Annotated in this window: 18 protein-coding genes; 4 read left to right on the top strand and 14 right to left on the bottom strand. The window is 60.6% G+C overall.

Features of this window, described 5'->3' with window-relative positions:
• Positions 1 to 125 precede the first annotated feature (125 nt).
• From murB to BUB69_RS23400, 10 genes are all read right to left on the bottom strand, one after another.
• Positions 126 to 1,145 carry a UDP-N-acetylmuramate dehydrogenase gene (murB, locus tag BUB69_RS23445; protein ID WP_073171262.1) on the bottom strand — a complete coding sequence of 340 codons (1,020 nt, stop codon included), beginning with the start codon at positions 1,143 to 1,145 and terminating at the stop codon, positions 126 to 128.
• A 34-nt stretch (positions 1,146 to 1,179) separates the two neighbouring features.
• A complete protein-coding gene (gene kdsB / locus BUB69_RS23440; RefSeq protein ID WP_073171259.1) occupies positions 1,180 to 1,944 on the bottom strand; it encodes a 3-deoxy-manno-octulosonate cytidylyltransferase in 765 nt (254 codons plus the stop codon).
• Complete coding sequence (locus BUB69_RS23435; protein WP_073171256.1) at positions 1,941 to 2,126, bottom strand: Trm112 family protein; 186 nt, start codon at positions 2,124 to 2,126, stop codon at positions 1,941 to 1,943. The genes kdsB and BUB69_RS23435 overlap by 4 nt, the downstream gene beginning before the upstream one ends.
• Before the next feature lie 17 nt (positions 2,127 to 2,143).
• A complete protein-coding gene (lpxK, locus tag BUB69_RS23430; RefSeq protein WP_073171253.1) occupies positions 2,144 to 3,139 on the bottom strand; it encodes a tetraacyldisaccharide 4'-kinase in 996 nt (331 codons plus the stop codon).
• Positions 3,139 to 3,570: an ExbD/TolR family protein gene (locus tag BUB69_RS23425; protein ID WP_073171249.1), complete on the bottom strand. Its 432-nt coding sequence runs from the start codon at positions 3,568 to 3,570 to the stop codon at positions 3,139 to 3,141. The genes lpxK and BUB69_RS23425 overlap by 1 nt, the downstream gene beginning before the upstream one ends.
• Positions 3,567 to 4,283, bottom strand: a complete 717-nt coding sequence (locus tag BUB69_RS23420) for a MotA/TolQ/ExbB proton channel family protein (protein WP_073171246.1) — start codon at positions 4,281 to 4,283, stop codon at positions 3,567 to 3,569. The genes BUB69_RS23425 and BUB69_RS23420 overlap by 4 nt, the downstream gene beginning before the upstream one ends.
• Before the next feature lie 42 nt (positions 4,284 to 4,325).
• Positions 4,326 to 6,542 carry a DNA internalization-related competence protein ComEC/Rec2 gene (locus tag BUB69_RS23415; protein ID WP_073171243.1) on the bottom strand — a complete coding sequence of 739 codons (2,217 nt, stop codon included), beginning with the start codon at positions 6,540 to 6,542 and terminating at the stop codon, positions 4,326 to 4,328.
• 136 nt (positions 6,543 to 6,678) lie between these two features.
• The gene (locus BUB69_RS23410; protein ID WP_073171240.1) at positions 6,679 to 7,467 is read right to left on the bottom strand and encodes an ABC transporter permease; all 789 of its coding nucleotides are present in this window, start codon (positions 7,465 to 7,467) and stop codon (positions 6,679 to 6,681) included.
• A complete protein-coding gene (locus BUB69_RS23405; RefSeq protein ID WP_073171235.1) occupies positions 7,464 to 8,396 on the bottom strand; it encodes an ABC transporter ATP-binding protein in 933 nt (310 codons plus the stop codon). The genes BUB69_RS23410 and BUB69_RS23405 overlap by 4 nt, the downstream gene beginning before the upstream one ends.
• A gap of 187 nt (positions 8,397 to 8,583) precedes the next feature.
• Complete coding sequence (locus BUB69_RS23400; RefSeq protein ID WP_024685242.1) at positions 8,584 to 9,207, bottom strand: glutathione S-transferase; 624 nt, start codon at positions 9,205 to 9,207, stop codon at positions 8,584 to 8,586.
• Between the two features lie 163 nt (positions 9,208 to 9,370).
• Here BUB69_RS23400 and BUB69_RS23395 point away from each other — a divergent pair, with 163 nt between their 5' ends.
• Together BUB69_RS23395 and BUB69_RS23390 are read left to right on the top strand one after the other, a co-directional pair.
• On the top strand, positions 9,371 to 11,818 hold the full coding sequence (locus tag BUB69_RS23395; protein WP_073171232.1) for an acyl-CoA dehydrogenase: 2,448 nt from the start codon (positions 9,371 to 9,373) through the stop codon (positions 11,816 to 11,818).
• A gap of 96 nt (positions 11,819 to 11,914) precedes the next feature.
• A complete protein-coding gene (locus BUB69_RS23390) occupies positions 11,915 to 12,325 on the top strand; it encodes a PA2817 family protein (protein WP_073171229.1) in 411 nt (136 codons plus the stop codon).
• A gap of 160 nt (positions 12,326 to 12,485) precedes the next feature.
• Here BUB69_RS23390 and BUB69_RS23385 read toward each other — a convergent pair whose 3' ends face one another.
• The 3 genes from BUB69_RS23385 to recQ all read right to left on the bottom strand — a co-directional run bounded on the left by BUB69_RS23385 (position 12,486) and on the right by recQ (position 17,451).
• Positions 12,486 to 14,699: a FimV/HubP family polar landmark protein gene (locus BUB69_RS23385; protein ID WP_073171226.1), complete on the bottom strand. Its 2,214-nt coding sequence runs from the start codon at positions 14,697 to 14,699 to the stop codon at positions 12,486 to 12,488.
• A gap of 95 nt (positions 14,700 to 14,794) precedes the next feature.
• Positions 14,795 to 15,229, bottom strand: a complete 435-nt coding sequence (locus tag BUB69_RS23380) for a MarR family transcriptional regulator (RefSeq protein ID WP_073171223.1) — start codon at positions 15,227 to 15,229, stop codon at positions 14,795 to 14,797.
• A gap of 92 nt (positions 15,230 to 15,321) precedes the next feature.
• A complete protein-coding gene (recQ, locus tag BUB69_RS23375; RefSeq protein ID WP_073171210.1) occupies positions 15,322 to 17,451 on the bottom strand; it encodes a DNA helicase RecQ in 2,130 nt (709 codons plus the stop codon).
• A 176-nt stretch (positions 17,452 to 17,627) separates the two neighbouring features.
• Between recQ and BUB69_RS23370 the strand changes: the two genes are divergently transcribed.
• Together BUB69_RS23370 and BUB69_RS23365 are read left to right on the top strand one after the other, a co-directional pair.
• Positions 17,628 to 18,215: a UPF0149 family protein gene (locus BUB69_RS23370; protein WP_024685248.1), complete on the top strand. Its 588-nt coding sequence runs from the start codon at positions 17,628 to 17,630 to the stop codon at positions 18,213 to 18,215.
• A 10-nt stretch (positions 18,216 to 18,225) separates the two neighbouring features.
• Positions 18,226 to 18,627, top strand: coding sequence for a YbaN family protein (locus BUB69_RS23365; RefSeq protein ID WP_073171206.1), 402 nt, complete (start codon positions 18,226 to 18,228; stop codon positions 18,625 to 18,627).
• A gap of 140 nt (positions 18,628 to 18,767) precedes the next feature.
• Here the strand turns inward: BUB69_RS23365 and BUB69_RS23360 are convergent, their stop codons facing one another.
• Positions 18,768 to 21,980 (bottom strand): VWA domain-containing protein, encoded by a 3,213-nt coding sequence (locus BUB69_RS23360; RefSeq protein WP_073171203.1) that lies wholly within the window; start codon positions 21,978 to 21,980, stop codon positions 18,768 to 18,770.
• Positions 21,981 to 22,388: the final 408 nt, after the last annotated feature.

The raw sequence follows: 22,388 nt of genomic DNA, 5'->3' as shown, positions 1-22,388 counted from the left end.
GTTACAACGCAACCCCTGAAGAGAACAGGAGGACTCCCTGCCACTTAGCCTGGTATTCATCCAGCAGGGTTAGGTGTAACGAAATGCGATGGGGAGGATCAGCCAGCGATTTTAAAAAGCACGACTCAGTAAAGATTCGGCTCCATCTCAAGCTCGACATTGAAGCGCTCTGCGATGTCAGCCTGTATACGATGTGCCAGGTTCAACAGTTGCAAGCCAGTGGCCTGCCCATAGTTGACCAGCACCAGCGATTGAAGCGCGTGTACGCCCGCGTCCCCCTCTCGAAAGCCCTTCCAGCCAGCCTGCTCGATCAACCAGCCGGCCGCCAGCTTTACTCCGGCATCAGCCTGTGGATAACCAACCACATTCGGATGTTCATGCTTGATTGCAGCAAAGGCGTCAGCGGAAACGACCGGGTTCTTGAAGAAACTGCCCGCATTGCCCAACACCGCAGGATCCGGCAGTTTTTCGCTGCGGATCGCACAGATTGCCCGACTGACATCAAATGGGGTCGGATGCTGGATACCCAGCTCGTCCAGCCGCTGACGGACAGGTCCGTATTCCAGGTGCAGCTTCGCCTCCCAACAGAGCCTGAAGCGCACACGCAGGATCAGCCAGCGACCCACCTCGTGCTTGAACACGCTGTCGCGATAGCCGAACGCGCACTCCTCCAGCGAGAACTCGCGCAGCTCACCGGTTTCACGGTCCAGCGCAGTCAGGCTGTGAAACACGTCCTTGATCTCGACCCCATAGGCACCGATGTTCTGCATGGGCGCAGCGCCGACCGTACCGGGGATAAGGCTGAGATTCTCCAGCCCGGCGAGCCCCATTCGCAGAGACTCCTGAACAAAGGGATGCCAGGGCTCACCTGCTTCAGCCTCGACAATGGCCTCAGAACAGTCCTCGCGCACAATGCGAACGCCACGACTGGCCATACGCAACACCAATGCGTTGACATCACCACTGAGCAACAGGTTGCTGCCACCGCCGATAACCAGCAGCGGCACATCGTGCTCGGTCGAGTACGCAAGGGCCTGGCGGACATCATCGTCGCTGTGCGCCTCGGCAAACAGTTGTGCCCGCACATCCACACCGAAGGTGTTGAAAGGCTTGAGGGAAACTGCAGACTGCACCTGCAACGTCATTGGACTGCCTTCCCGAACGACTGGAGAACTGACATCAAACCTCCAGCAGGCGTTTTACGCGCTCAAGGTCTTCAGGGGTGTCGACACCCGCAGGCGGCGCCTCGATTGCATCGGCAACATGAATACGCACGCCATTCCAGAGCGCACGCAGTTGCTCGAGGTTTTCGGTGTTTTCCAGCCAGCACGGCCCCCAACTGACAAAGTCATGCAGAAAGCCGGCGCGATAGGCATAAATACCGATATGACGGCGATAAGGCACGTCTGCAGGCAACACGTCACGGCTCACAGCCAGGGCATCACGCGCCCAGGGCAACGGCGCACGGCTGAACGTCAGCGCGAGACCGTTGATGTCGGACGAAACCTTCACCACATTCGGGTTGAACAGCGCCGTCACATCATCGATGGGCTCGGCCAACGTCGAAATGCCAGCCTCAGGATGAGCCGCGAGATTAAGCGCCACCTGATCAATCACCGCAGGCGGAATCATCGGCTCGTCACCCTGCACGTTGACGACGATCGCATCAGCCGCCAGCCCCAGTTGCGTGGCCACTTCGGCCAGACGGTCGGTGCCGGAGTTATGATCCTCGCGGGTCAACAAGACTTCAGCGCCGAATGCCTGGCAGGCTTCAACGATGCGTGCGTCGTCAGTGGCAACCACGACACGCTGAGCGCTGCTCTTGCGGGCCTGCTCCCAGACATGCTGGACCATGGGCTTGCCCGCGATGACTTTAAGCGGCTTGCCCGGAAAACGGCTGGAGCCGTAACGCGCCGGAATCACAACGGTGAAGTCGGTGGTCATTTTTCCAGACGCTCATCGGCAGTCAGCGTGCGTGCTTCGGTTTCGAGCATCACCGGAATGCCGTCGCGAATAGGGTACGCAAGGCCTGCGCCCTTGCTGATCAGCTCGGTCTTGTCCGCACTGAGCTTCAAGGGGCCTTTGCAGATCGGGCAAGCAAGGATGTCGAGTAGTTTGGTGTCCATGGGAGATCCTGAAGCAATCAAGGAGAGAGACGTGACAGCTGCTCATCGAACCAGCTGACAAAAGCGTCGGAAGGCACCGCATCCACCGCCAGATACCACCAGTCCTCAGCCGCAAAGGCCCGGCATTTCACGGCATCCTTCTCGGTCATGACCAGAGGCAGAGATGGCGTGAAGGTCAGTGCCTGAGCGCTATAGACCGCATGGTCGGCGAATGCGTGCTGCACAGGCCGCCAGTGTAATCCTTCGAGGGTGTTGAAGAAACGTTGCGGGTTGCCGATCCCGGCCACAGCGTGCACCGCCTGCCCGGCAGGGAAATGATCCACCGGCTGGCGCGCACCGCTGCGCAGGTTGACCAATGCGGCTGGCTTGAGCCTGAACGCATAGCCATCCTCGCGATCCGCCGTGGCACCGTTGTAGAGCACGGCATCGACGCTGCTCAGCCGCTCTGCTGGCTCGCGCAATGGCCCGGCAGGCAGGCAACGACGATTGCCCAGGCCACGCGCGGCGTCGATCAACACCAGCTCAAGATCACGCGCCAGCCGGTAATGCTGCAATCCGTCGTCGCAAAGAATCAGGTCAAGGGGTTCGGCAGCCAACAATGCGCGCACGGCCTGGGCGCGGTCCGGGTCGATCATCAGCGGCACTGCGCAACGCTGCACGATCAGCAACGGCTCATCACCGGCTTGGCCAGCACTGTGTTCGGGCAGGACCCGCCAGGGCAGGCTTGGCGGTTTGGCGCCATATCCGCGACTGACCACGCCAACCCGCAGACCGCGACGCTGACAGTGTTCGATCATCCACACAATCAACGGCGTCTTGCCTGTGCCGCCCACGGTGATGTTTCCAACCACGATGATCGGTACCGGCGCCCTGTAGATATCGCCCTCGCCCGCCACAAACCGCGCACGTTTGCCTTTGACAACGCGGCGGTAAAGGCTTTCGAGAGGACGCAACAGCGCCAGCGCAGGATGGCCGTTGTACCAGGCGTCAAGCAAACGGTCAGTGAATGCCATCAGTTAGCCTGTGTGGCCTCGACCGTGGTCATGCGCAAATGACTGAACCCAAGCTTGCCTGCTGCATCCATCGCCGTAATGACGGACTGATGCGGAGTCTTGCCATCAGCGCTGATGGACAGTGGCAGGCTGGTGTCACCTGCCGACTCACGCTGCAGGGCCTCGATCAATGTAGGCAGATCGTTTTTCGGCAATAGCTGATTGTTCAGGGAAAAGATCCCGTCGGCATTAATGGCAATGTCCAGGTGTTTGGCGCTTGCGTCCACTTCCGGCGTGCCTGTGACCGCCTGCGGCAGGTCGACCCGCAATTGGGTTTCCCGGGTGAAGGTGGTGGTCACGATAAAGAACAGCAGCAGAATGAACACCACGTCGATCAACGAAACCAGGTTGATGTCGATGTTCTCCCGCGGCCTGCGGCGACGAAACTTCACTTCTTCTTGCTCCCGCCTGCCTTGGCCAGGGATTTGAGGTCAACCTTCGCGTCGATCAGATCGACATCCCGGTCACCCTGCACCACCTCGACCAGACGAATCGCCTGCTGCTCCATGCCAACCACCAGCTCATCGACACGGCTTTGCAGGAAACGGTGAAAGAAGATGGCCGGAATCGCAACGATAAGGCCAGAGGCAGTACAGATCAGCGCCTTGGAAATACCACCAGCCAGCACCCCGGCGTTGGCCGTCGCACCCGAGCTGTTGAACGATCCGAAAATGTCGATCATGCCCAGCACGGTGCCCAGCAGACCCAGCAGCGGTGCCATGGCGGCAATCGAACCGAGTGCGCTCAGGTAACGCTCCAGATCGTGAATGACCCGGGCAGCGGCTTCTTCAATGCACTCTTTCATGATCTCGCGACCATGCTTGGAGTTGGCCAGGCCCGCGGCAAGAATTTCACCCAGAGGCGAATCGGCGCGCAGTTGCTTGAGCTTGTCGTTATCGAGTTTGTGTTCCTGAATCCACTGCCAGACCTGCCCCAGCAGATGCGGCGGCGTGATACGACTGGCGCGCAACGTCCAGAGACGCTCGATGATGATGCCGGCAGCGGCGATGGAACTCAAAATGATCGGCAACATCATCCAGCCGCCAGATTTGACCAGTTCCCACACAGTGACCACTCCCTTGAAAAATTGGCGCCACTCTACCATAGGGTCGCCGGGTGCCGAACGATCAGATCGATATCCGTGGATTCAGTCACGCCAGAAACGCCGCTGCGCACGTTGTGCTTCAGGCGATCCGAATGTTCCCAGTTGCAGGCGAATTGCGCCCAGCTCGGCGCTGTCGTAGCTGGCAATGCCAAACCATCTATAACGCGCCATGACGAGCGGATGCGGATGGCCGAACGCATTGTTGCGCCCGCGCGAGATCAGGACGCCGGTTGGCATGACGGCTTTCAGAAACGGCTTGGAAGACGAAGTCCGGCTGCCATGATGCGGCGCCTGCAACCAGTGCGCGCGCAGGTCGAATCCGCTGTCGATGGCCGCCTGTTCGGCTTCGGCATCGACGTCGCCGGTCAGCAACAATCGCTCGCCATTGGCGTCGACACTCAGCATGCAGGACCCCGCGTTGCCTTCCGGTGCCTGCTCCCAGATCCAGGTTGAAAAGACCACACCGTCCCATTCCCAACGCTCACCGTTTTCGCATCGACTGGCATCGAGTGCAGGCGCAAGCCGGGCAATGTCACCCCCAAGCACACGCCCGACCGACAATGCCCCGTGGACAGCCAGCGCGCCGCCGGCATGGTCCGCGTCGGCATGACTGAGCAGCATCATGTCCAGATGCCGTACCCCGCTCTTGCGGATGGCGGGCAAGACCACGCGCTGGCCGATATCGAATTCGCCAAAGCGCGGCCCGGCGTCGTAGAGCAACGTGTGATGACGCGTGCGAAGCAATATCGCCAGCCCCTGACCGACATCCAGTTGCAGGACATCGACCTGCCCGACGGGCACCGGCTTGAGTGGTGCAAATACACATAACAAGAGAAGCGGCCAGCCCAAGGGCCTGACCGGCACGCCCTTGGGCAATAAGACCAGCAACGCACCGAGCAGACTCAGCGCCAGAACCCAGGCGGGTGTTGCGCTGGGCAGCCACGCAGGCGCTTGATCAGCCATCCAGCCCAAAAACACGAACAGCCACTCCAGCGCTCCACCGGCCACCCACAGAAGGCTTTCGCCCAGCCAGGGAACGGGCAGCAACAGGGTGCCGATCAGCGCCGGGGGCAGAACGATCACGCTGACCCAAGGCACCGCGACCAGGTTGGCGAGCGGACCGCTGATACTGATCGGCAGGTTCAACATCATCAGGATTGGAAGCAGGCCCACGGCAATCAGCCACTGGGCTCGCGTCCAGCTCTGAATCCAGCCCCAGGCACCAAGGCGTCCGCTGAAGATAAGAATCAGAATCCCCACGGCGGCAAACGACAGCCAGAAACCGGGCCGCAGACTCACCAAGGGTTCAAAAACCAGCACTGCGTCAAGCGACAGCAGCAACGGCCAAAGCAGGCCCAAATGCCGAAAGCGCAAGCGCCACAACAGCACCAGGCCCACCATCACGCAGGCACGCCTGACCGGCACATCGAAGCCGGCCAGCAGCCCATAACCAAGCGCCGAAGCGAATGCCAGACCACAGGCCCACGGCAGCCAGGGCAACGCGCGCGGCCACAGCCCCCAACGTACCAGCAGACTCACCAGCGCATACATCACCCCGGCCAATAAGCTGACGTGCTGACCGGATATCACCAACAGGTGCACGGTGCCGGTATCCTGCAGCACCTGCCAGTCGATGCTTGACAGCCCCGAGCCGTCACCCAGCACCAGCGCCGCCAGCCCCCCTTCTCGCCCCTGTGCATCAACGGCCAGCAAGCGCTGGCGTATGGCATCACGCCAGGCGGCACGAGCCGGCGCCAGCAACTGACCGTCCACGACCGTTCCGGTCGCCCCGATACGCTGAGCCAACAGCCAGGCTTCATAATCGAACGCATCAGGATTGACCAGCCCGCCCGGCCGCTTGAGTTTTACTGCCAGCCGCCAACGCTCACCACTGCGCACCTCGGGGCCGCCATACCAGGCAATGCGCATCAGCCCGGGCAGCTTCGCGCGACGTGACACGCCTTCTGCGAGTTCGAAACGCACCACTCCTTCAGATGCGCTCGGCAATCCGACCACCTTGCCCTGCAGCCACAGCGTCTGTCCGTCGAGCCGGGGCAACAGGCGATCGTTCAGTGCCGACTGCGCCGAGACGCAAGCCCAGGTAAGTCCGAACAGGAAGAAAGCCAAGGGGTAGGTGCGAAACGGCAGCAGCATCAACGCCACGACGGGCATCAGCAATAGCAGCCAGGTGGCGGGCAAGGCAGGCAGAAAACGCAAGGCCAGCAGGCCCAAAGCCAGCGCGATCATCCCTGTGCGCATGGGTCTTCCTCGAAGTGGGGAGCTTCAAGGATGGGCGTAACTGGAGATTCGTGTACCTCAGGTGTGTTTCAGAATCTGAACAGACAGGCTTGTAGAGGTATCAACCCGCCTTCAGGGCGGGTCGATGTTCAGCAGATTACTGACGCATACCCCGACCACTCACCAGCAAGCGTGCGCAACCCGCGTACAGCACGAAGGTGGCCACGATCATGAACGCCAGGGCGATGCTGATCTTGATGTCGGAAACACCGAGGATGCCGTAGCGAAAGGCGTTGACCATATGCAGGACCGGGTTGGCCAGCGACACGGTCTGCCAGAATGGCGGCAGCAGGTTGATCGAATAGAACACGCCGCCCAGGTAGGTCAGCGGGGTCAGCACGAAGGTCGGGATGATCGAGATATCGTCGAAGTTGCGTGCGAAAACAGCGTTGATGAAGCCCAGCAGCGAGAAGATCGTTGCGGTCAGCACGACAACGACGATGGTCACGCCCAGGTGATGCACTTGCAGGTCGGTGAAGAACATCGACAGCATCGTCACGATGAAGCCGACCATCAGGCCGCGCAACACGCCACCCAGCGTATAGCCGATCAGAATGGTGTGCGGTGAGACGGGCGACACCATCAGCTCTTCAATCGAATGCTGGAACTTCGCACCGAAGAAGCTCGAGACCACGTTGCCGTAGGAGTTGGTGATCACCGACATCATGATCAGCCCCGGCACAATGTACTGCATGTAAGTGAAGCCACCCATGTCACCGATCTGACGGCCGATCAGGTTACCGAAGATGACAAAGTACAGAACCATGGTGATCGCCGGCGGCAGAAGGGTCTGCGGCCAGATGCGCATGAAGCGATGAACTTCACGGTAAACGATGGTCTTCAGGGCAATCAGGTTGGGGCGAAGCTCGCCGGCGTGAGCAGTCATAGCGCCACCTTCGCCAGGTTTTTTTCCACCAGAGACACGAACAACTCCTCGAGGCGATTGGATTTATTGCGCAGGCTCAGCACTTCGATGTTCTGTGCGGCCAGTTGGCTGAACAGCGCCGTGATGCCGACGTTCTTGTCGACCTGCACTTCCAGCGTGTGACTGTCGAGCAGACGGCTTGAAAAACCCGGCAGTTGAGGCGCGGTTTGCCAGGTCGCCTTGAGATCGAGCAGGAACGTCTCGACGGTCAGGGTGCTGAGCAACTGCTTCATGCTGGTGTTCTGCACAATCGTGCCGTGGTCGATGATGCCGATATTGCGGCACAGTTGCTCGGCCTCTTCAAGATAGTGCGTGGTCAGAATAATCGTGATGCCCTGACGATTCAGCTCGGTGAGAAACGTCCACATCGAGCGGCGCAGTTCGATGTCCACACCGGCAGTCGGTTCATCGAGGATCAACAGGCGCGGCTCGTGGATCAGCGCCCGGGCGATCATCAGACGGCGCTTCATGCCGCCGGACAGCGAGCGAGAAGGCACATCGCGCTTGTCCCACAAGCCCAGCTGGGTCAGGTATTGCTCGGCACGTTCCCTGGCAACTTTCGCGGGAATGCCGTAGTAACCGGCCTGGGTCACGACGATGTCGAACGTTTTCTCGAACTGGTTGAAATTGAATTCCTGCGGCACGACACCGATGGAACGCTTGAGCGCAGCGGGCTCGCGGTCCAGGTCATGGCCGAAGATGTTCACCGTACCGCTGGTCTTGTTGACCAGGGTCGAGATGATGCCGATCGTCGTGGACTTGCCAGCGCCGTTAGGGCCCAGCAACGCGAAGAAATCGCCTTCGGCAACGTCCAGGTCGATACCACTCAGGGCCTGGAAACCGTTGCCGTAGGTTTTGGTGAGCTGCCGTATGGACAGAGCGGAAGACATATAGGAAAAAACACCAAATCAGAATAGGGAGAATGGGTGGGCTGTACGCCGCGGCATGCGTGGCCAGAGCCCGATCAGGCAATGGTGCTTGGCCGGACCACTCAAGTACAGACACATTTGTTAATAGTAAATATCGAAGCTCGATGAAAACCCGGCGAGCCGCGCCCGCCGGGATTTTCCAGACGGATTACGTCAACGGACTCATGACGGCCTTGCGGTATGCCGGACGCGTCTTGAGGCGTTCATACCAGGCTTGGAGGTGAGGCAGCGGCGGACGTTCAATCGGCATTTCGAACCAGCCGTAGGCAAAACAGCCCAACGGGATGTCGCCCATGCCAAACGTCTGACCTGACAGGTAGGGCTGCCGGGACAACGCCTCGTCGGCGACCAGAAGCAGACTGTGCAGGTTTTTAATGCCTTCGTTGATGGCGTTCCAGTCCTGCTTGTCAGCCGGCGTACGCACCACACCCCAGAACACGGGGCTGAAGGGCGCGGCGATGGTCGAACTGGTCCAGTCCATCCACTTGTCCGCCAGCGCACGCGCTTGAAGATCAGCGGGATAGAGGTCCGAGTCCGGTGCGTGGCGAGCGGCCAGATAACGCACGATGGCGTTGGACTCCCAAAGTACGAAATCGCCGTCTTCGATCATGGGGATACGGCCGTTGGGGTTCTTGGCGCGATACGCCGCCTCGTTGACCAGCCCGAAGGCGCCACCCGCGTCTTGCGTTTCATACGGCACGCCGACTTCTTCGGCAATCCAGAGTGCCTTGCGCACATTGCTGGAATTCTTGCGTCCCCAGATCTTGAGCATTGCGTTCCCCTCGCATTGGCGGTGAAAAAACTGACTACTCAGTCTACCTGATATGGTGGCAACTTCCTCGTCAGGGCAGGGTCACTATCGATGTCGCCCCACCACTGCCTGGCGACCAGTTCTTGATCGCTGCGAGAGCGGCTTTCATCACGGAGGAATACGTATGCTGCTGTTGTGGATTGTCGTGCTGGTCGTGGGCATTGCCTGGCTGGCTCACCGTCGTACCGACCCGCTCCCCGCACTCGGGGTGGTTGCTGTCTACCTGCTGGCGATGGGCATTTTCAGCCACGCACCGGGCTGGCTGCTGACGATTTTCTGGGTAGTGTGGCTGGCGGTGTTCATACCGATGGTACTGCCCGACCTGCGCCGCAAACATTTCACGGCGCCGATGTTCAGCTGGTTCAAGAAAGTCTTGCCGCCCATGTCCGAAACCGAGCGCGATGCCATCGACGCCGGTACGGTCTGGTGGGATGGCGAGCTGTTCAGCGGACGTCCCGACTGGGACAAATTGCTGGCCTATCCGAAAGTCCAGCTGACTGAAGAAGAGCAAGCTTTCATTGATGGTCCCACAGAAGCGCTGTGCGCAATGGTCAGTGACTGGGAGATCGGGCAGGCCATGGACCTCTCGCCCGAAGCCTGGGCACACATCAAGCAGCACGGCTTCTTCGCGTTGATCATCCCGAAAGAATTTGGCGGCAAGGGCTTTTCGGCCTACGCCCACTCACAAGTCGCCATGAAGCTGGCGACGCGCAGTGGCGACCTGGCCTCGACCGTGATGGTGCCCAATTCCCTCGGCCCTGCCGAGTTGCTGTTGCATTACGGCACGGACGAGCAGCGCAATCACTACTTGCCGCGTCTGGCCCGTGGCGACGACATCCCCTGCTTCGCCCTGACCGGTCCGCTGGCGGGCTCCGACGCCGGTGCGATGCCGGACACCGGCATCATCTGCAAAGGTCAGTGGCAAGGCGAGGAAGTCATTGGCCTGCGCCTGACCTGGGAAAAGCGCTACATCACGCTGGGTCCGGTTGCGACGCTACTGGGTCTGGCGTTCAAGGCTTATGACCCCGAGCATCTGCTGGGCGAGGAAGAAGACCTGGGCATCAGCCTGGCGCTGATTCCCACCGACACACCGGGTGTGGAAATTGGCCGTCGCCACGTGCCACTGGGTGCGGCATTCATGAACGGTCCCAACTCTGGCAAGGACGTGTTCATTCCGTTGAGCTACCTGATCGGCGGCCAACCCATGCTCGGCAAGGGCTGGATGATGCTGATGAACTGCCTGTCGGTGGGTCGTTCGATCTCGCTGCCAGCGGTAGGCACCGGTGCTGCGAAGTACACCAGCCTGGTGACCGGCCAGTACGCCAAGGTGCGCGAGCAGTTCAACGTGCCGCTGTCGGCGTTCGAAGGTATACAGGAGGCGCTGGCGCGCATTGGCGGCAACGCCTGGCTGATGGACAGCGCGCGGATGTTGACGGCCAATGCAGTCGATCTGGGTGAGAAACCCTCTGTATTGTCGGCCATCCTCAAATACCACCTGACCGAACGCGGCCGCGAATGCATCGGCCATGCCATGGATGTTCACGGCGGCAAGGGCATCATCATGGGCCCGAATAACTATCTGGGCCGCAACTGGCAAGGCGCGCCGATCTTCATCACGGTCGAGGGCGCCAATATCCTCTCGCGCAACCTGATGATCTTCGGTCAGGGCGCGATTCGTTGCCACCCGTTCGTACTCAAGGAGATGGCGCTGGCCGGACGCACGGATCACGACAACGCGCTGGCCGAGTTCGATACCCTGCTGCTCAAGCACATTGGTTTTGCGGTCAGCAACGCTGCCAGCACCTTGATCCTGAACCTGGGTTTCGGGCATTTCGAACGAGCGCCGGGCGACCGTCTGAGCCAAGGCTATTTCAGAGCGCTGAACCGTCAGGCTGCGGCATTCGCCATGTTGGCGGACCTGAGCATGATGCTGCTGGGTGGCGAGCTGAAACGTCGCGAGCGTCTGTCGGCGCGTCTGGGTGATGTGCTCAGCCATCTGTATCTGGCTTCTGCATCGCTCAAGCGCTACCACGACCTGGGTTCGCCGGACCACATGAGCCCGCTGTTCCGCTGGGCGATGGAGGAAAGCCTGGGCCACTCGGAACGAGCGATGGATGAGATCCTCAGCAATTTCCCGAATCGTGTCCTGGGTGGTCTATTGCGGGTAATTGTGTTCCCGTTCGGCCGTCGCCACAAAGGCCCGTCGGACAGGCTGGATGCCGAAGTGGCCCAAGTGCTGGGGCGCGCCAAGGGCGACCCGACGCTGGAAGAGCTGCTGGCGGGTTGCTATCGCCCGCAGTCCGCAGACGATCCAGTGGGTGCGCTGCAGCATGCCAGCGACCTGCTGAGCGCCGCTTATCCGCTGCACAAAAAGCTGCAGACCGCCGTCAAAGGCGGCCAGGTTCTACCGGAAGCTGGCGAGCCACTCATCGACGCAGCGTTACGTGTCGGTGTGTTGCAAGCCGAAGAAGCACAGACACTGAAAACCGCCGAAGCGGCGCGCCGCAAGGTGATCGACGTGGATGACTTCGACAAGGACGAACTGACACCTACCCCGGGCAAGATTAGATAATTTGCCGCAGCTGGCCCCAGCAGGTCAGTTGATCCACAAAACAGGCGCGCAGAGCTTTATACTCTCGCGCCTGTTTTTGCATTTGAGGATTACATCATGGCCGACGCCACACTCGACCACACTCTCGGTCTGCTTGCGCACCTGCGCAGTATTCTGGTCGCGCTGGGCGAGGCCGAGCAGGTTCCCGAGGAAAGCCATGCGCTGTTCATGGAGCGCTTCGACGAGCTGGTCGAGCTATTGCCGCAGGACCCTATCGAAAGCCAGTACCTGGGCCAGGACATCCTGTGTCAGGTGATCCAGCGCTACCCGCAGATTGCCCATCTGGTGCCGCGCGACCTGCTGTGGTTCTTCGCAGGCGACTGCCTGCACTTCATGCCGGACGACGAAATCGCTCTCTATCAGGCACTCGAAGAACGCCGCTACGAGGCGCAAGAGAACGACGAACCGTTCGACTGGAACCAGGAAAAGCAGTTCCTGACCATGTCGACGCAAGGCAGCAAGCACTGAGCGACACCTACGCCTCACAGCCTGGCGGGAGAGAATTCGCTCCCGCCAGACAAACATAACGTGCTGAATGAAAGAGCCTTCGTGGGAGCGAGCTTGCTCGCGAAAGGGCTGGCGCTGATGCCTGGCATCGAGGCGTTTCTCACACCGTTCTATCTGCCTGTCAGTTGATGCTCGCCAGCAGTTCCCGCGCCAGGTCTTTGTGCTCTTCGTCTGACTCGGCAATGACCTGCAGCAACATCGCCCTGGCAGATTCGATCTCGCCTTCGTCAATCAACACCTGAGCCTGATTGATCGGGCTCAACGGCGGCTCTTCAAGATCCAGCAAATCGAAGTCCGAATCGTCGCTCATGAAGCTGTCGAGGAAATCGTCGCTCAGGTCCTCGCCACCCGACGGCGGGACCACCTCAATCGGATCAATCTCATCCGTCTCGGAGAAGTCGCTGAGGAATTGCTCATCGGACAGCTCGAATACTTCCGGCAGTTGATTCAGGTCAGAAGAAAACTCCGGATCAACTTCAGGCGCTACGACAGGCTTGGTCCGGACGGGCGGCGAGTCGAACGGGTCAACCAGATCCCACTCGGCATCCATCGAAAGCTCGTCCAGATTCAACTGAAACTCGTCGGAAGGTTCCGGGTTGAGCGCTGCTGCGGTGGTCTCGTCCAGTTGCTCGATTTGCTGCTCGGCAGGCCCGGGCGTGGCAGGTTGGCCTGACACGGCGTCGCTCTTGCCCAGCGACAGCGCGGAAGCTGCGACCACAGCTGATACAGCGGCTGAAGCGGCTATCGTTTCCTGGCTCTTTAAATGAGGGTATCGGTCGCGGATCACCTCAATGGTCTGGGGCGATACACCGTGCTCCAGGGCCGACGCTTCTTCACGGGCAAAACCGTCGCTGTCGTTCTGTTCGGCCAGCAACTCAAGCAGCCTGACGCGGATGTCTTCCCGTTCGGGCTGCTTTTGCGACGCGCTGCGCAAGATACCAATGGCCTCACTGAACCGCCCGTAAGCGATATAGATGCTGACACCGTCCAGCGCGTCAGGCGTCGTGCCCGCCATTCGCTGCGACGACGCTGCTTTGATCGGACCAGGCGTGGCCACTGGCTGCGGCGCAACCGTCGGCACTTCGTAAACCGGAAGAATGGTGCTCTGCGCAGGCTTGATCAGGGGGTCGTCCGGCGCAGCGGCAGGCGCTGCAGACTGATCACGCTGCTGACGTCGTCTGGTGTAGGCAAACGCAAGGAGCAGCAAGACGATAAGCAAGGCAGCCAGCAGAACCGGCACGCTGACAAAAGGCTCGTCAGCCGTCACGGCCACCGGTTGCGAAGCGACCGGCACCGGCGTCTGCGCGGGCGTGGATGCAGGCGCAGGTGCCGCAGCAACGGGTTGCGGTTTCGACTGAGCCTGGAGCAGGTCGGCGCGCAGGGCTGCGATCTGCTTGTCCTTGCCGATGATCTGTTCTTGAAGCGCCTGGGCCTGGGTCTTGAGGTCCTCGACTGATTGCGCCAATTGCTGGGTCTGAAGTGTCGCAGCACTTACTTGCTCGGCGGTCTTTGCAAGCTCGGCAGACCGGGGAGCAGGCGCTGCCGAACTGGCAGCGGGCGCGGCGGGACTGGGCAATACAGCCGAATCAGGCAGCAGCAAATCCTGGCCAATGCTGAGCCCGGAACTGGCGCCCTTGCTGAAGACCTGCGGGTTGAGCAGACGGATACCGTCAGCCAACTGGCTGGCCGACACCTTGCTGCCTGGCCCCTGCAACCGACCGGCAATGCCGTTGAGGGTGTCGCCGCTGGCCACGGTGTAACGTTTGCCCTGCACAGCAGCTGGTGGCGCGACGGGCATGCGCGACTCAGGCGTCGCGGCAGAGGCCGAGCGCTGCGAGTTACGGCTGCGGGTTGCGGCCAGTCCTTCAGGTGAAGTCGCAGGGTCGAGCAGCACGGTGTACTCGTGCAACAGATCGCCGTTGGGCCGGGCCAGTTGCACCAGGAAACTCAGGTAGGGTTCGGTCACCGGCTTGTTTGAAACCACCCGGATCACGCCACGTCCGCCACGCAGGACCGGGGTGAAACGCAGGTCGTTGAGGAAGAAGCCTCGTTCGACGCCTGCCTTGGCAAACGCCTCGGGGGAGGCCAGCCTGGCCACGATATCCTCGGGGCTCAGGCCATCGGTTTCCAGCAGCTGGATTTCGGCATTCAATGGCTGGTTGAGCGCCGAATGCAGGGTGATTTCTCCAAGCCCCAACGCCGACGCCAACGATGAATACAGCAGTGTCGAGGCCACGACAGACGCTGCCATGAAGCGTGCGCATAAACGAGGCCCGACGACGTTGCGGCACGTGTCGCCGGTACGCTCGATACCTGCCAGAGAACTCTTCAGCATGCTAACCCTTATGGAAACCACAGCAGGCTTCTCACCTATCCCGATGAACTTGATTATTCCTTGCAAGAGTATGGAGTAGAACCCGCAGGCTCGTCTCAGGATCTTTCGAGATTGGCCAGAATTCGCGAGTGCACGCGCATGCTCACGCGCAGGTCTTCTTCGTTCACGCCTTCGAAGAGTTCGATGCGCAAAACGTTGGCAATGGTTTCGATTTGCTCGATCAGCGGCAAGGCGCTATCACAGAGCAGGATTTTCTTCGCCCGACGGTCTTCGACGACCGCCTGACGCTGCACCAGGCCCTGACCTTCAAGACTGTCGAGCAGCCTGGCAAGGGTCGGTCCTTCGACACCGACGCTTTGCGCCAGCTCGCGTTGGGTGGGCGGCTCTTCGAAACGGGCAAGGTGCAATAACACCAACCACCGGGCCTGGGACAGCCCCAGGTCGGCAAGACGACGGTCCAGCTCGGCTCGCCAGCCTCGGGAAATATGCGCAAGTTGCATCCCGAAGCGATGTTCATCAGTCATTGGCATAAGGAACTCGTGATCAAAACTAACTATTAGCGAGCTAAGCATGCTCCTTGCAAACAGGCAAGCGCCCGACCGTGGCGTCTCGTCGCAGGCCCTTATACCTCAAATTCGGATTGCAGGGCTGCCCGCACGCAGTACAGCACACCTTCAGGCACACGGCCGACGAACTGCTCGGCGACCGCCGAGACGGGTGGCAACTCACCCTCTCCATCCAGAAACGCATCCTGAATCTCGCCCAGCAGGTCTTCCGGAAGATCGAGCGCCTGCTCGACGGACAACTGCTGTTTGCCGATGGCTTCGGCAAGCAAGGTGTAGACATTCTTCTCCGAACACTGCAACTGGCCGGCGATCTGCGTCGGGGTCATGCCGGCATGCGCCAGGCTGATCAGTTCGTGACGGATGTCGGCAACCACGCGGGGCGCTTCGGCCTTGCCGCTGAGCACCTCCAGAAAGGCCTCGCCGTAACGCTCCAGCTTGCGTGCGCCCACACCACCGACCCTGGCCATTTCGGCCATCGAGCCCGGTTTGCTGCGCAGCATTTCCAGCAAGGTCGAGTCCGGGAAAATAACGTAAGGCGGTACGGCGTGTTCTTCTGCCAGCTTGCGGCGCAATGCGCGCAGGGCTTCCCACTGCTCACGCTCCTCGCCCCGCACCAGTTGGCTGGCGGGGCTGCCGGAATGACTCTTGGCGGAGGTCTGCGGCTTGAGATCGCGACGCAACTCAAGGGTGACCTCACCGCGCAACAGTGGCCGACAGGTGTCGCTCAAACGCAGACCGCCATAACCTTCCAGGTCGATATCTGCCAGCCCGCGCGCGACCAGTTGCCGGAACAATGAGCGCCATTCACTTTCAGAGCGCGCCTTCCCGACCCCGAACACCGACAGGTGTTGATGACCGAAGCTTTCGACCTTGTCGTTGGACTTGCCGAGCAGGACATCAACCAGATGCCCGACGCCGTAGCGCTGACCGGTGCGGTAAATGGCTGACAATGCCTGGCGAGCAGGCTCGGTGGCGTCCCAGGTCTGCACGCCATCGACGCAATTGTCGCAATGGCCGCACGGGTTGGGCATGTCTTCGTCGAAATAGGCCAGCAACGTCTGGCGACGGCAACGGGTTTCTTCGCACAACGCCAGCATGGCGTCGAGCTTGTGGTGCTCCAGTCGCTTGTGCCGCTCATCGCCTTCGGAATTCTGCAGCATCTGCTTGAGCATCAGCACGTCCTGCAGGCCGTAGGCCATCCAGGCATCGGCAGGCAGACCGTCGCGCCCTGCCCGGCCGGTTTCCTGATAGTAGGCTTCCAGCGACTTGGGCAGGTCCATGTGCGCGACGAAACGTACGTTGGGTTTGTCGATACCCATGCCGAACGCGATGGTCGCGACCATGATCAAGCCTTCCTCATTAAGGAAGCGTTTCTGGTTCGCCGCACGGGTTTCCGAAGGCAGGCCTGCGTGGTACGGCAACGCCGGATAGCCGTTTTCACTGAGGAAAACCGCCACTTCGTCGACTTTTTTGCGCGACAGGCAGTAAACGATACCAGCATCGCTGCGACGCTCGGACAGGAATGCCAGCAACTGCTTGCGTGGCGATTCCTTGGGCACGATGCGATAAAAGATGTTGGGCCGGTCGAAGCTGGACAGGAAGCGCTCCGCACTCTGCAGGTGCAGGCGCGTGACGATTTCTTCCCGGGTCCGCTTGTCGGCGGTGGCGGTCAGCGCGATGCGCGGCACGCTAGGGAACAACTCGGCCAGTTGCCCCAGTTGCAGGTATTCAGGCCGGAAATCGTGGCCCCATTGAGAAACGCAATGCGCTTCGTCGATGGCGAACAGCGCGATATCGAGGTTCTGCAGAAAGGACAGCATGCGCGGCTGGACGAGACGTTCCGGCGCCAGGTACAGCATTTTGACTTCGCCCTGGCGAATCCGGTTGGCCAGGTCGCGCTGCTGCTCGGCGCTGAGCGTGGAGTTGAGCGCGGCCGCAGAAACGCCCAGCTCATCAAGGGTCGCCACCTGATCGTCCATCAAGGCGATCAGCGGCGAAACCACGACGCACAGACCGTCGCGCAACAGGCCGGGCACTTGAAAACACAGGGACTTGCCGCCGCCAGTAGGCATCAGCACCAGTGCATCGCCGCCGTTGGCTACACGTTCGATAATGGCACCCTGGCGACCACGGAAGCTGTCGTAGCCGAAGATGTCTTTAAGTACGCGTTGTGCCTGTTCGAGCATAAAAACCCCAGATTGTCCTGCTGCACTGCAAAACGGGGGAGTATACCCGAGCACTCACAGGCAAAGGATGACTGGGACATGAGTGGTCGAAATTAACTGCATTGGGCCTTCGCGCTGGCGCCACAGACGCTCAGGGCCTAGAATTCAGCATCGTTTATTTTCAAGGTAGTGCGTCCATGTCCTTCGCTGAGCAACTAACCCGCCTGCAAGTCTTCCTCGATGCAGATGAACTGCACGAAGAAGCACTGGACTACGTGGCCGCTCATGGCTACCTGACCGCCCTGTCTATCTGTTCCGAGCAAGTACCGGAGCGCGAGTGGATCGACGCCCTGTTCTCCGAGCCGCCGCACTACGCGAGCGACGCACAGCGTGTGGAAATCGAAGCCACGCTGGTTGCGCTGCAGGCGCATATCTCCCGTCAACTGGCGTCGGACGAAGAGTTCGAACTGCCTTGCGATCTGGATCTGGGCGATGACCCGGACGATTCGGACCTGCGTGGCTGGTGCATCGGCTTCATGGAAGGCGTGTTCCTGCGTGAAAACGCTTGGTTCGAAAGCGCCGAGGAAGAAGTCAGCGAAATGCTGCTGCCGATTATGGTCGGCTCAGGCCTGTTCGACGAGCAACCGGAGTTCTCCGATATCGCTCAGGACGCCAACCTGATGGACGACATGATCGTGCAGATCCCCGAGGCCCTTACCGCCCTGTACCTGCTGTGTCAGGCCCCGGACGAAAAGCCGGCGATCCTCAAGCCCCGCCATCACTGAGTCCGCGCCTATGGCGCAGGCGTCATCGCGCACCAGCCGTCATCGGTCGGTGCGCTACTTTTTGCTGGCCGTTGGCTGGCTGAGCGTGGCACTGGGCGTCATCGGGATTGTGCTGCCGGTATTGCCCACCACCCCCTTTCTGCTGTTGGCTGCCGCGTGTTTCGCTCGCAGCTCCCCTCGTTTCTACAACTGGCTGGTCAACCACAAACGGCTCGGTCCGTGGATCCGGGATTACCTGGAAGGTCGCGGCATTCCCTTGAAGGGCAAGGTTTACGCGATTGGCACCATGTGGGCCAGCATCGGCCTGTCCTGCTATCTGGTTCCCCTGCCTTGGGCACGTGGCTTCATGTTGCTCAGTGCAGTGCTGGTGACGGTTTATATTCTCAGGCAGAAGACGTTGCGTCGGGGTTGAGATGCTGGGGCGTGGTAAACCTCAACACCTCCACCGACTGAGCGCGCTTTCGTGAGCAGAAACACAGCGTAACTGACTGAATAACCGCCGTCCGCACTCGCGGGTTTGCCGCGATACAGCGCTGTGCCTGAACCGGGCCACTACACCACATCCGCCTTCAATGAATGATCCCCCAACATGCCGTTGATGATGGTCGCGGTGTCTGGACCGCCTGCTATCCAGCCACCGGCACCGGGTGCGACGCCGAACTGCGCGGCCAGATCGACGCCGGCCAGCTCTATGCTCTGGCTCGGGTGCCCGGCATCCAGGCCGACTTCAATGGTCGAGACCGGCTGTGTGCCGACGCCATTGACACGCACGTGCAGAAAATCTTCCAGTGTCTCGGCACGAGCCCCCATGCCCTGCAAGAGTTGCGACAGGTCGAGGGTATCGACGCCGACGCTGAAGTCCGTCACACGGTCATGCCCCGTGTCGCCCGCCAGCCACATGAACCTGTCCTGTCCTTCGCCGCCGGTCAGCACGTCATCGCCCGGCCCGCCGATCAACACATCGTTGCCGTTGCCGCCGCTCAGGCGGTCATTGCCACTCGCTGCCAGCAACACATCATCGCCCTGCGTCCCGATCAAGGAGGGGCCGTGCTGGAAATCGATGCTGACCGCAGCCGAGTCGCGACCGCCATGCGCGTCTTCAACGGTATAACTGCCTTGGTAATCCGGGGTGGTATTGGTCTGACGATAATCGATGCTCAGGCCCAACTGATAATCCAGCCCTTCATTGGCGACGCCCGGATCAGGCTGGTGAATCAGGATCAGGCGATAGACATTGTCTTCGCTGGCAGTGAACGATCCATCCGCCGCCAGACTGTGGAATTCGCCGTCGTCCATCTGCCACGCCAGCCCGACCTGATCCGAGAGCTGCCGGGTATCGATCGTCAGCGCCTCACCCGCCTTCAGTTCAACGCTGTACAAATCCTGATGATTGAATGTGTCACCTTGCCAGGCACCGAGATAGCCACTGAGCAGCAAGGTTGCGGTCGCCGCATGCGTGATGTGAAAGTCGGAACGCTGCAGGTCCTTGACTCGATTTTCCGACACATCTGCCTGCCCGCCGAACTGAATCGTGTTCAACCGCGCAGAGGAAAAGTCTGCGCCTGCGTCAGTCCAGCCGGTTTGGAAAACAGTCGGGCTCGCACTCAGTGGATCACCGCCAGGGGAATGATCGTTGGCCAGCAACGCTGCGGCAGGCACCTCGATGCTCGGCGCCAGGATGCTGGTGATGATGTGATCGGCAAACGCCTGGGGAGCGGGCGTGGACGCCGATGGCTGCACATTGATAGAGAGCGTCGCCGCCGAGAGGTCACCATCATGATCACTGAGCAGGTAGCCAATGGACTCTGTCGCAGGCGTTTGGGCACTGCCTGGCGTGTAGCTGAATGCGCCACTCTCCATGTTCACCACCAGCGTGCCACCGGCCTGGGTCGTCAACGTCAGGGTACGAGCGGCGCTGTCAAAGAGTGCTTGTCCCAGGCCGCCACTGACACTGCCCTGCCCGCTGCGGTCGTAGGTGTACGCCTGCCCGTCGACCATCAACCCCCTGACGAAGCCACCGTCGGCACCGAACGTGCCGCCCGTCAGCAGACTGCCTTCGGTGCTGCCTTGAACCATGCCGCTGAGCACTGCGCTCAATTCACGCGGTTCCAGAACAATCACCGAGCGAGTGTCGGTGCCGGTTTGCCCATCATGGGCGATGGGATCCAGGTAGCTGTGCTCAACCTCGCGCCCCACGCCAATGGCGAATGACTTGATGCCATGGCTGTCGAGAAAAGCCGTCCACGCCGCTTGTTCGGCCGCATCGATACCGTCGCCCTGGCCTGGGTCAGGCTGGCCGTTAGGGTCGGAATGCCCGGGCGACAACGTAGGGTTGCCGTCGGACAGAAAGTACACCAGATTCTGCGCACCGCTCAGACTGCCCGCCCCCAGAAACGCACTCTGCGCACCCGCCAGCGCCGCATCGTAGTCGGTGCCATTGCCCGCCTCCAGCGAATCGACCATCGCGAGGGCGGTCGCCACATCGACCCACACAGGGCTGAGAACGTCGGCCTGACTGTTAAAGGTGACCACCTGCACCCGCACATCGCCCATGGCTGCGTACTGATCCAGCAATTGATTGATCGCCTGTTTGGCCAGGTCCAGACGCGACAGACCATCGACCCCTGACGCACCGTTCATGCTTTCCGAGTTATCGATGACCAGCAGCAGGTTCGAGTCAAGCGGCGCAGGCGTGATCGTCAGTTCGATATCCGACGCCTGCGGCTGGTCGTCCACAATGCTGATCGCCAGTTGCGCGGTTCCGATATCGCCATCGCTATCGACCGCCACCACCTCGATCCGCTCGCCCAGTGCGTTGGCGCCCTCGCCGTCGGGATGAGCCAGCGGATTGAGCAAGGTGTAGCTGTAACTGACCTGACCACTGACCGGATCGTAGCCGGTGATGCTCAGGCTGTTGCCCAACGCCGTCGGCGCAGGCTGCGAGAAGTCCATCACCACACCGGCCCTGATGATTTCGATACCCCCCACCACCAGACTCTGCAAACCATCAACGGCCGTGACGATGAAGCTTCCATGCTGGGTCAATGCGGCCGGATCAGGGTCGGAGCCGCCACACAGGTTGGCTTCATTGAGCGTCAGTTGACTGCCCGACACACTCACGCAGTGATCCGCCGGAGGCTCGACGGGCGGCTCGACAGGCGGCTCAATCGGCGGCTGCACAGGCGGCTCGGTGACGGGCGGTTCTGTGATCGGTGGCTCAATCACCGGAGGCTCGATGACAGGCGGCTCAACAATGGGCAGCTCGGGTAACGGCGGGGTCACCTGCTCAGGCGGTGTGCCCCCAAAGCCTCTACCGCGCGCAAAGTCGTCGGGGACTTCAGGAAAGATCGGCGTCATGACCAACCCTTCAGTCGCAAAGCCGATCACCGGCAGGACCTCGCCCCCCGCCTCACTGAGCATGACGACGGTGTGCCCGCCGCCATCCGCATCACTGGCAGGCTCACTCACAGACTCGGGATCGCTGATCGTCACCACGCCGAGCGTCGGGGTCAGCGGGTCGAGGGTTTCCACGTGAGGGGCCTGGCCTTCGAGCAATGAACCCTCAAGCAGTACACGGCTGTCGCGCCCCAAGGTCAGTTCGCGGCCGCTCTCAAGCCTGATGGCAATGCCACCTTCAGGTCCGGCCTGCACCTGTTCGCCGACAAACACCCGGTCCCCTACGCTGAGATTTCTCCTCGAGCCGTCATCTGCCACGGCGAACACATCGCTCGCTACCCTCAACACTGTCCCGATAACGTTCGCCATAAGCTTCTCCACTGTCGTGATGATCAGCGCTGTCACTGCCCGGCAACACGTTCGACTGCTGTACGCGTGTAACACCTCGGTGCTGAAAAATAATGATCGCCAAAATATCGACACTTCATGAGTACATGGAGGCCAGGGCCAGCCAAGGGACGTCTACAGCGTTGACAATATTCCGCCGACCCTTACGACCTTGCCTTTCAGCCCTCATAAACACTTGAAATATCTGATCTCAGGCACGCAACCATCGCTTGAAACGAGAAAATAGCAAAAGTATTTTTTGGCATAAGACTTATGAAAAAAGCGTCTGAGGTTTTCTCAAAGTTGTTCTTAGCTGTGTTGTTACACGCCTGATACGGCTGACACCACACAACGCGTCATTTTTATGGCGACCTAGAACCACTTCAGGGA

Source organism: Pseudomonas asturiensis, from assembly GCF_900143095.1.
GTDB lineage: Bacteria > Pseudomonadota > Gammaproteobacteria > Pseudomonadales > Pseudomonadaceae > Aquipseudomonas > Aquipseudomonas asturiensis.
This window is presented reverse-complemented; position numbering and strand designations above follow the sequence as displayed.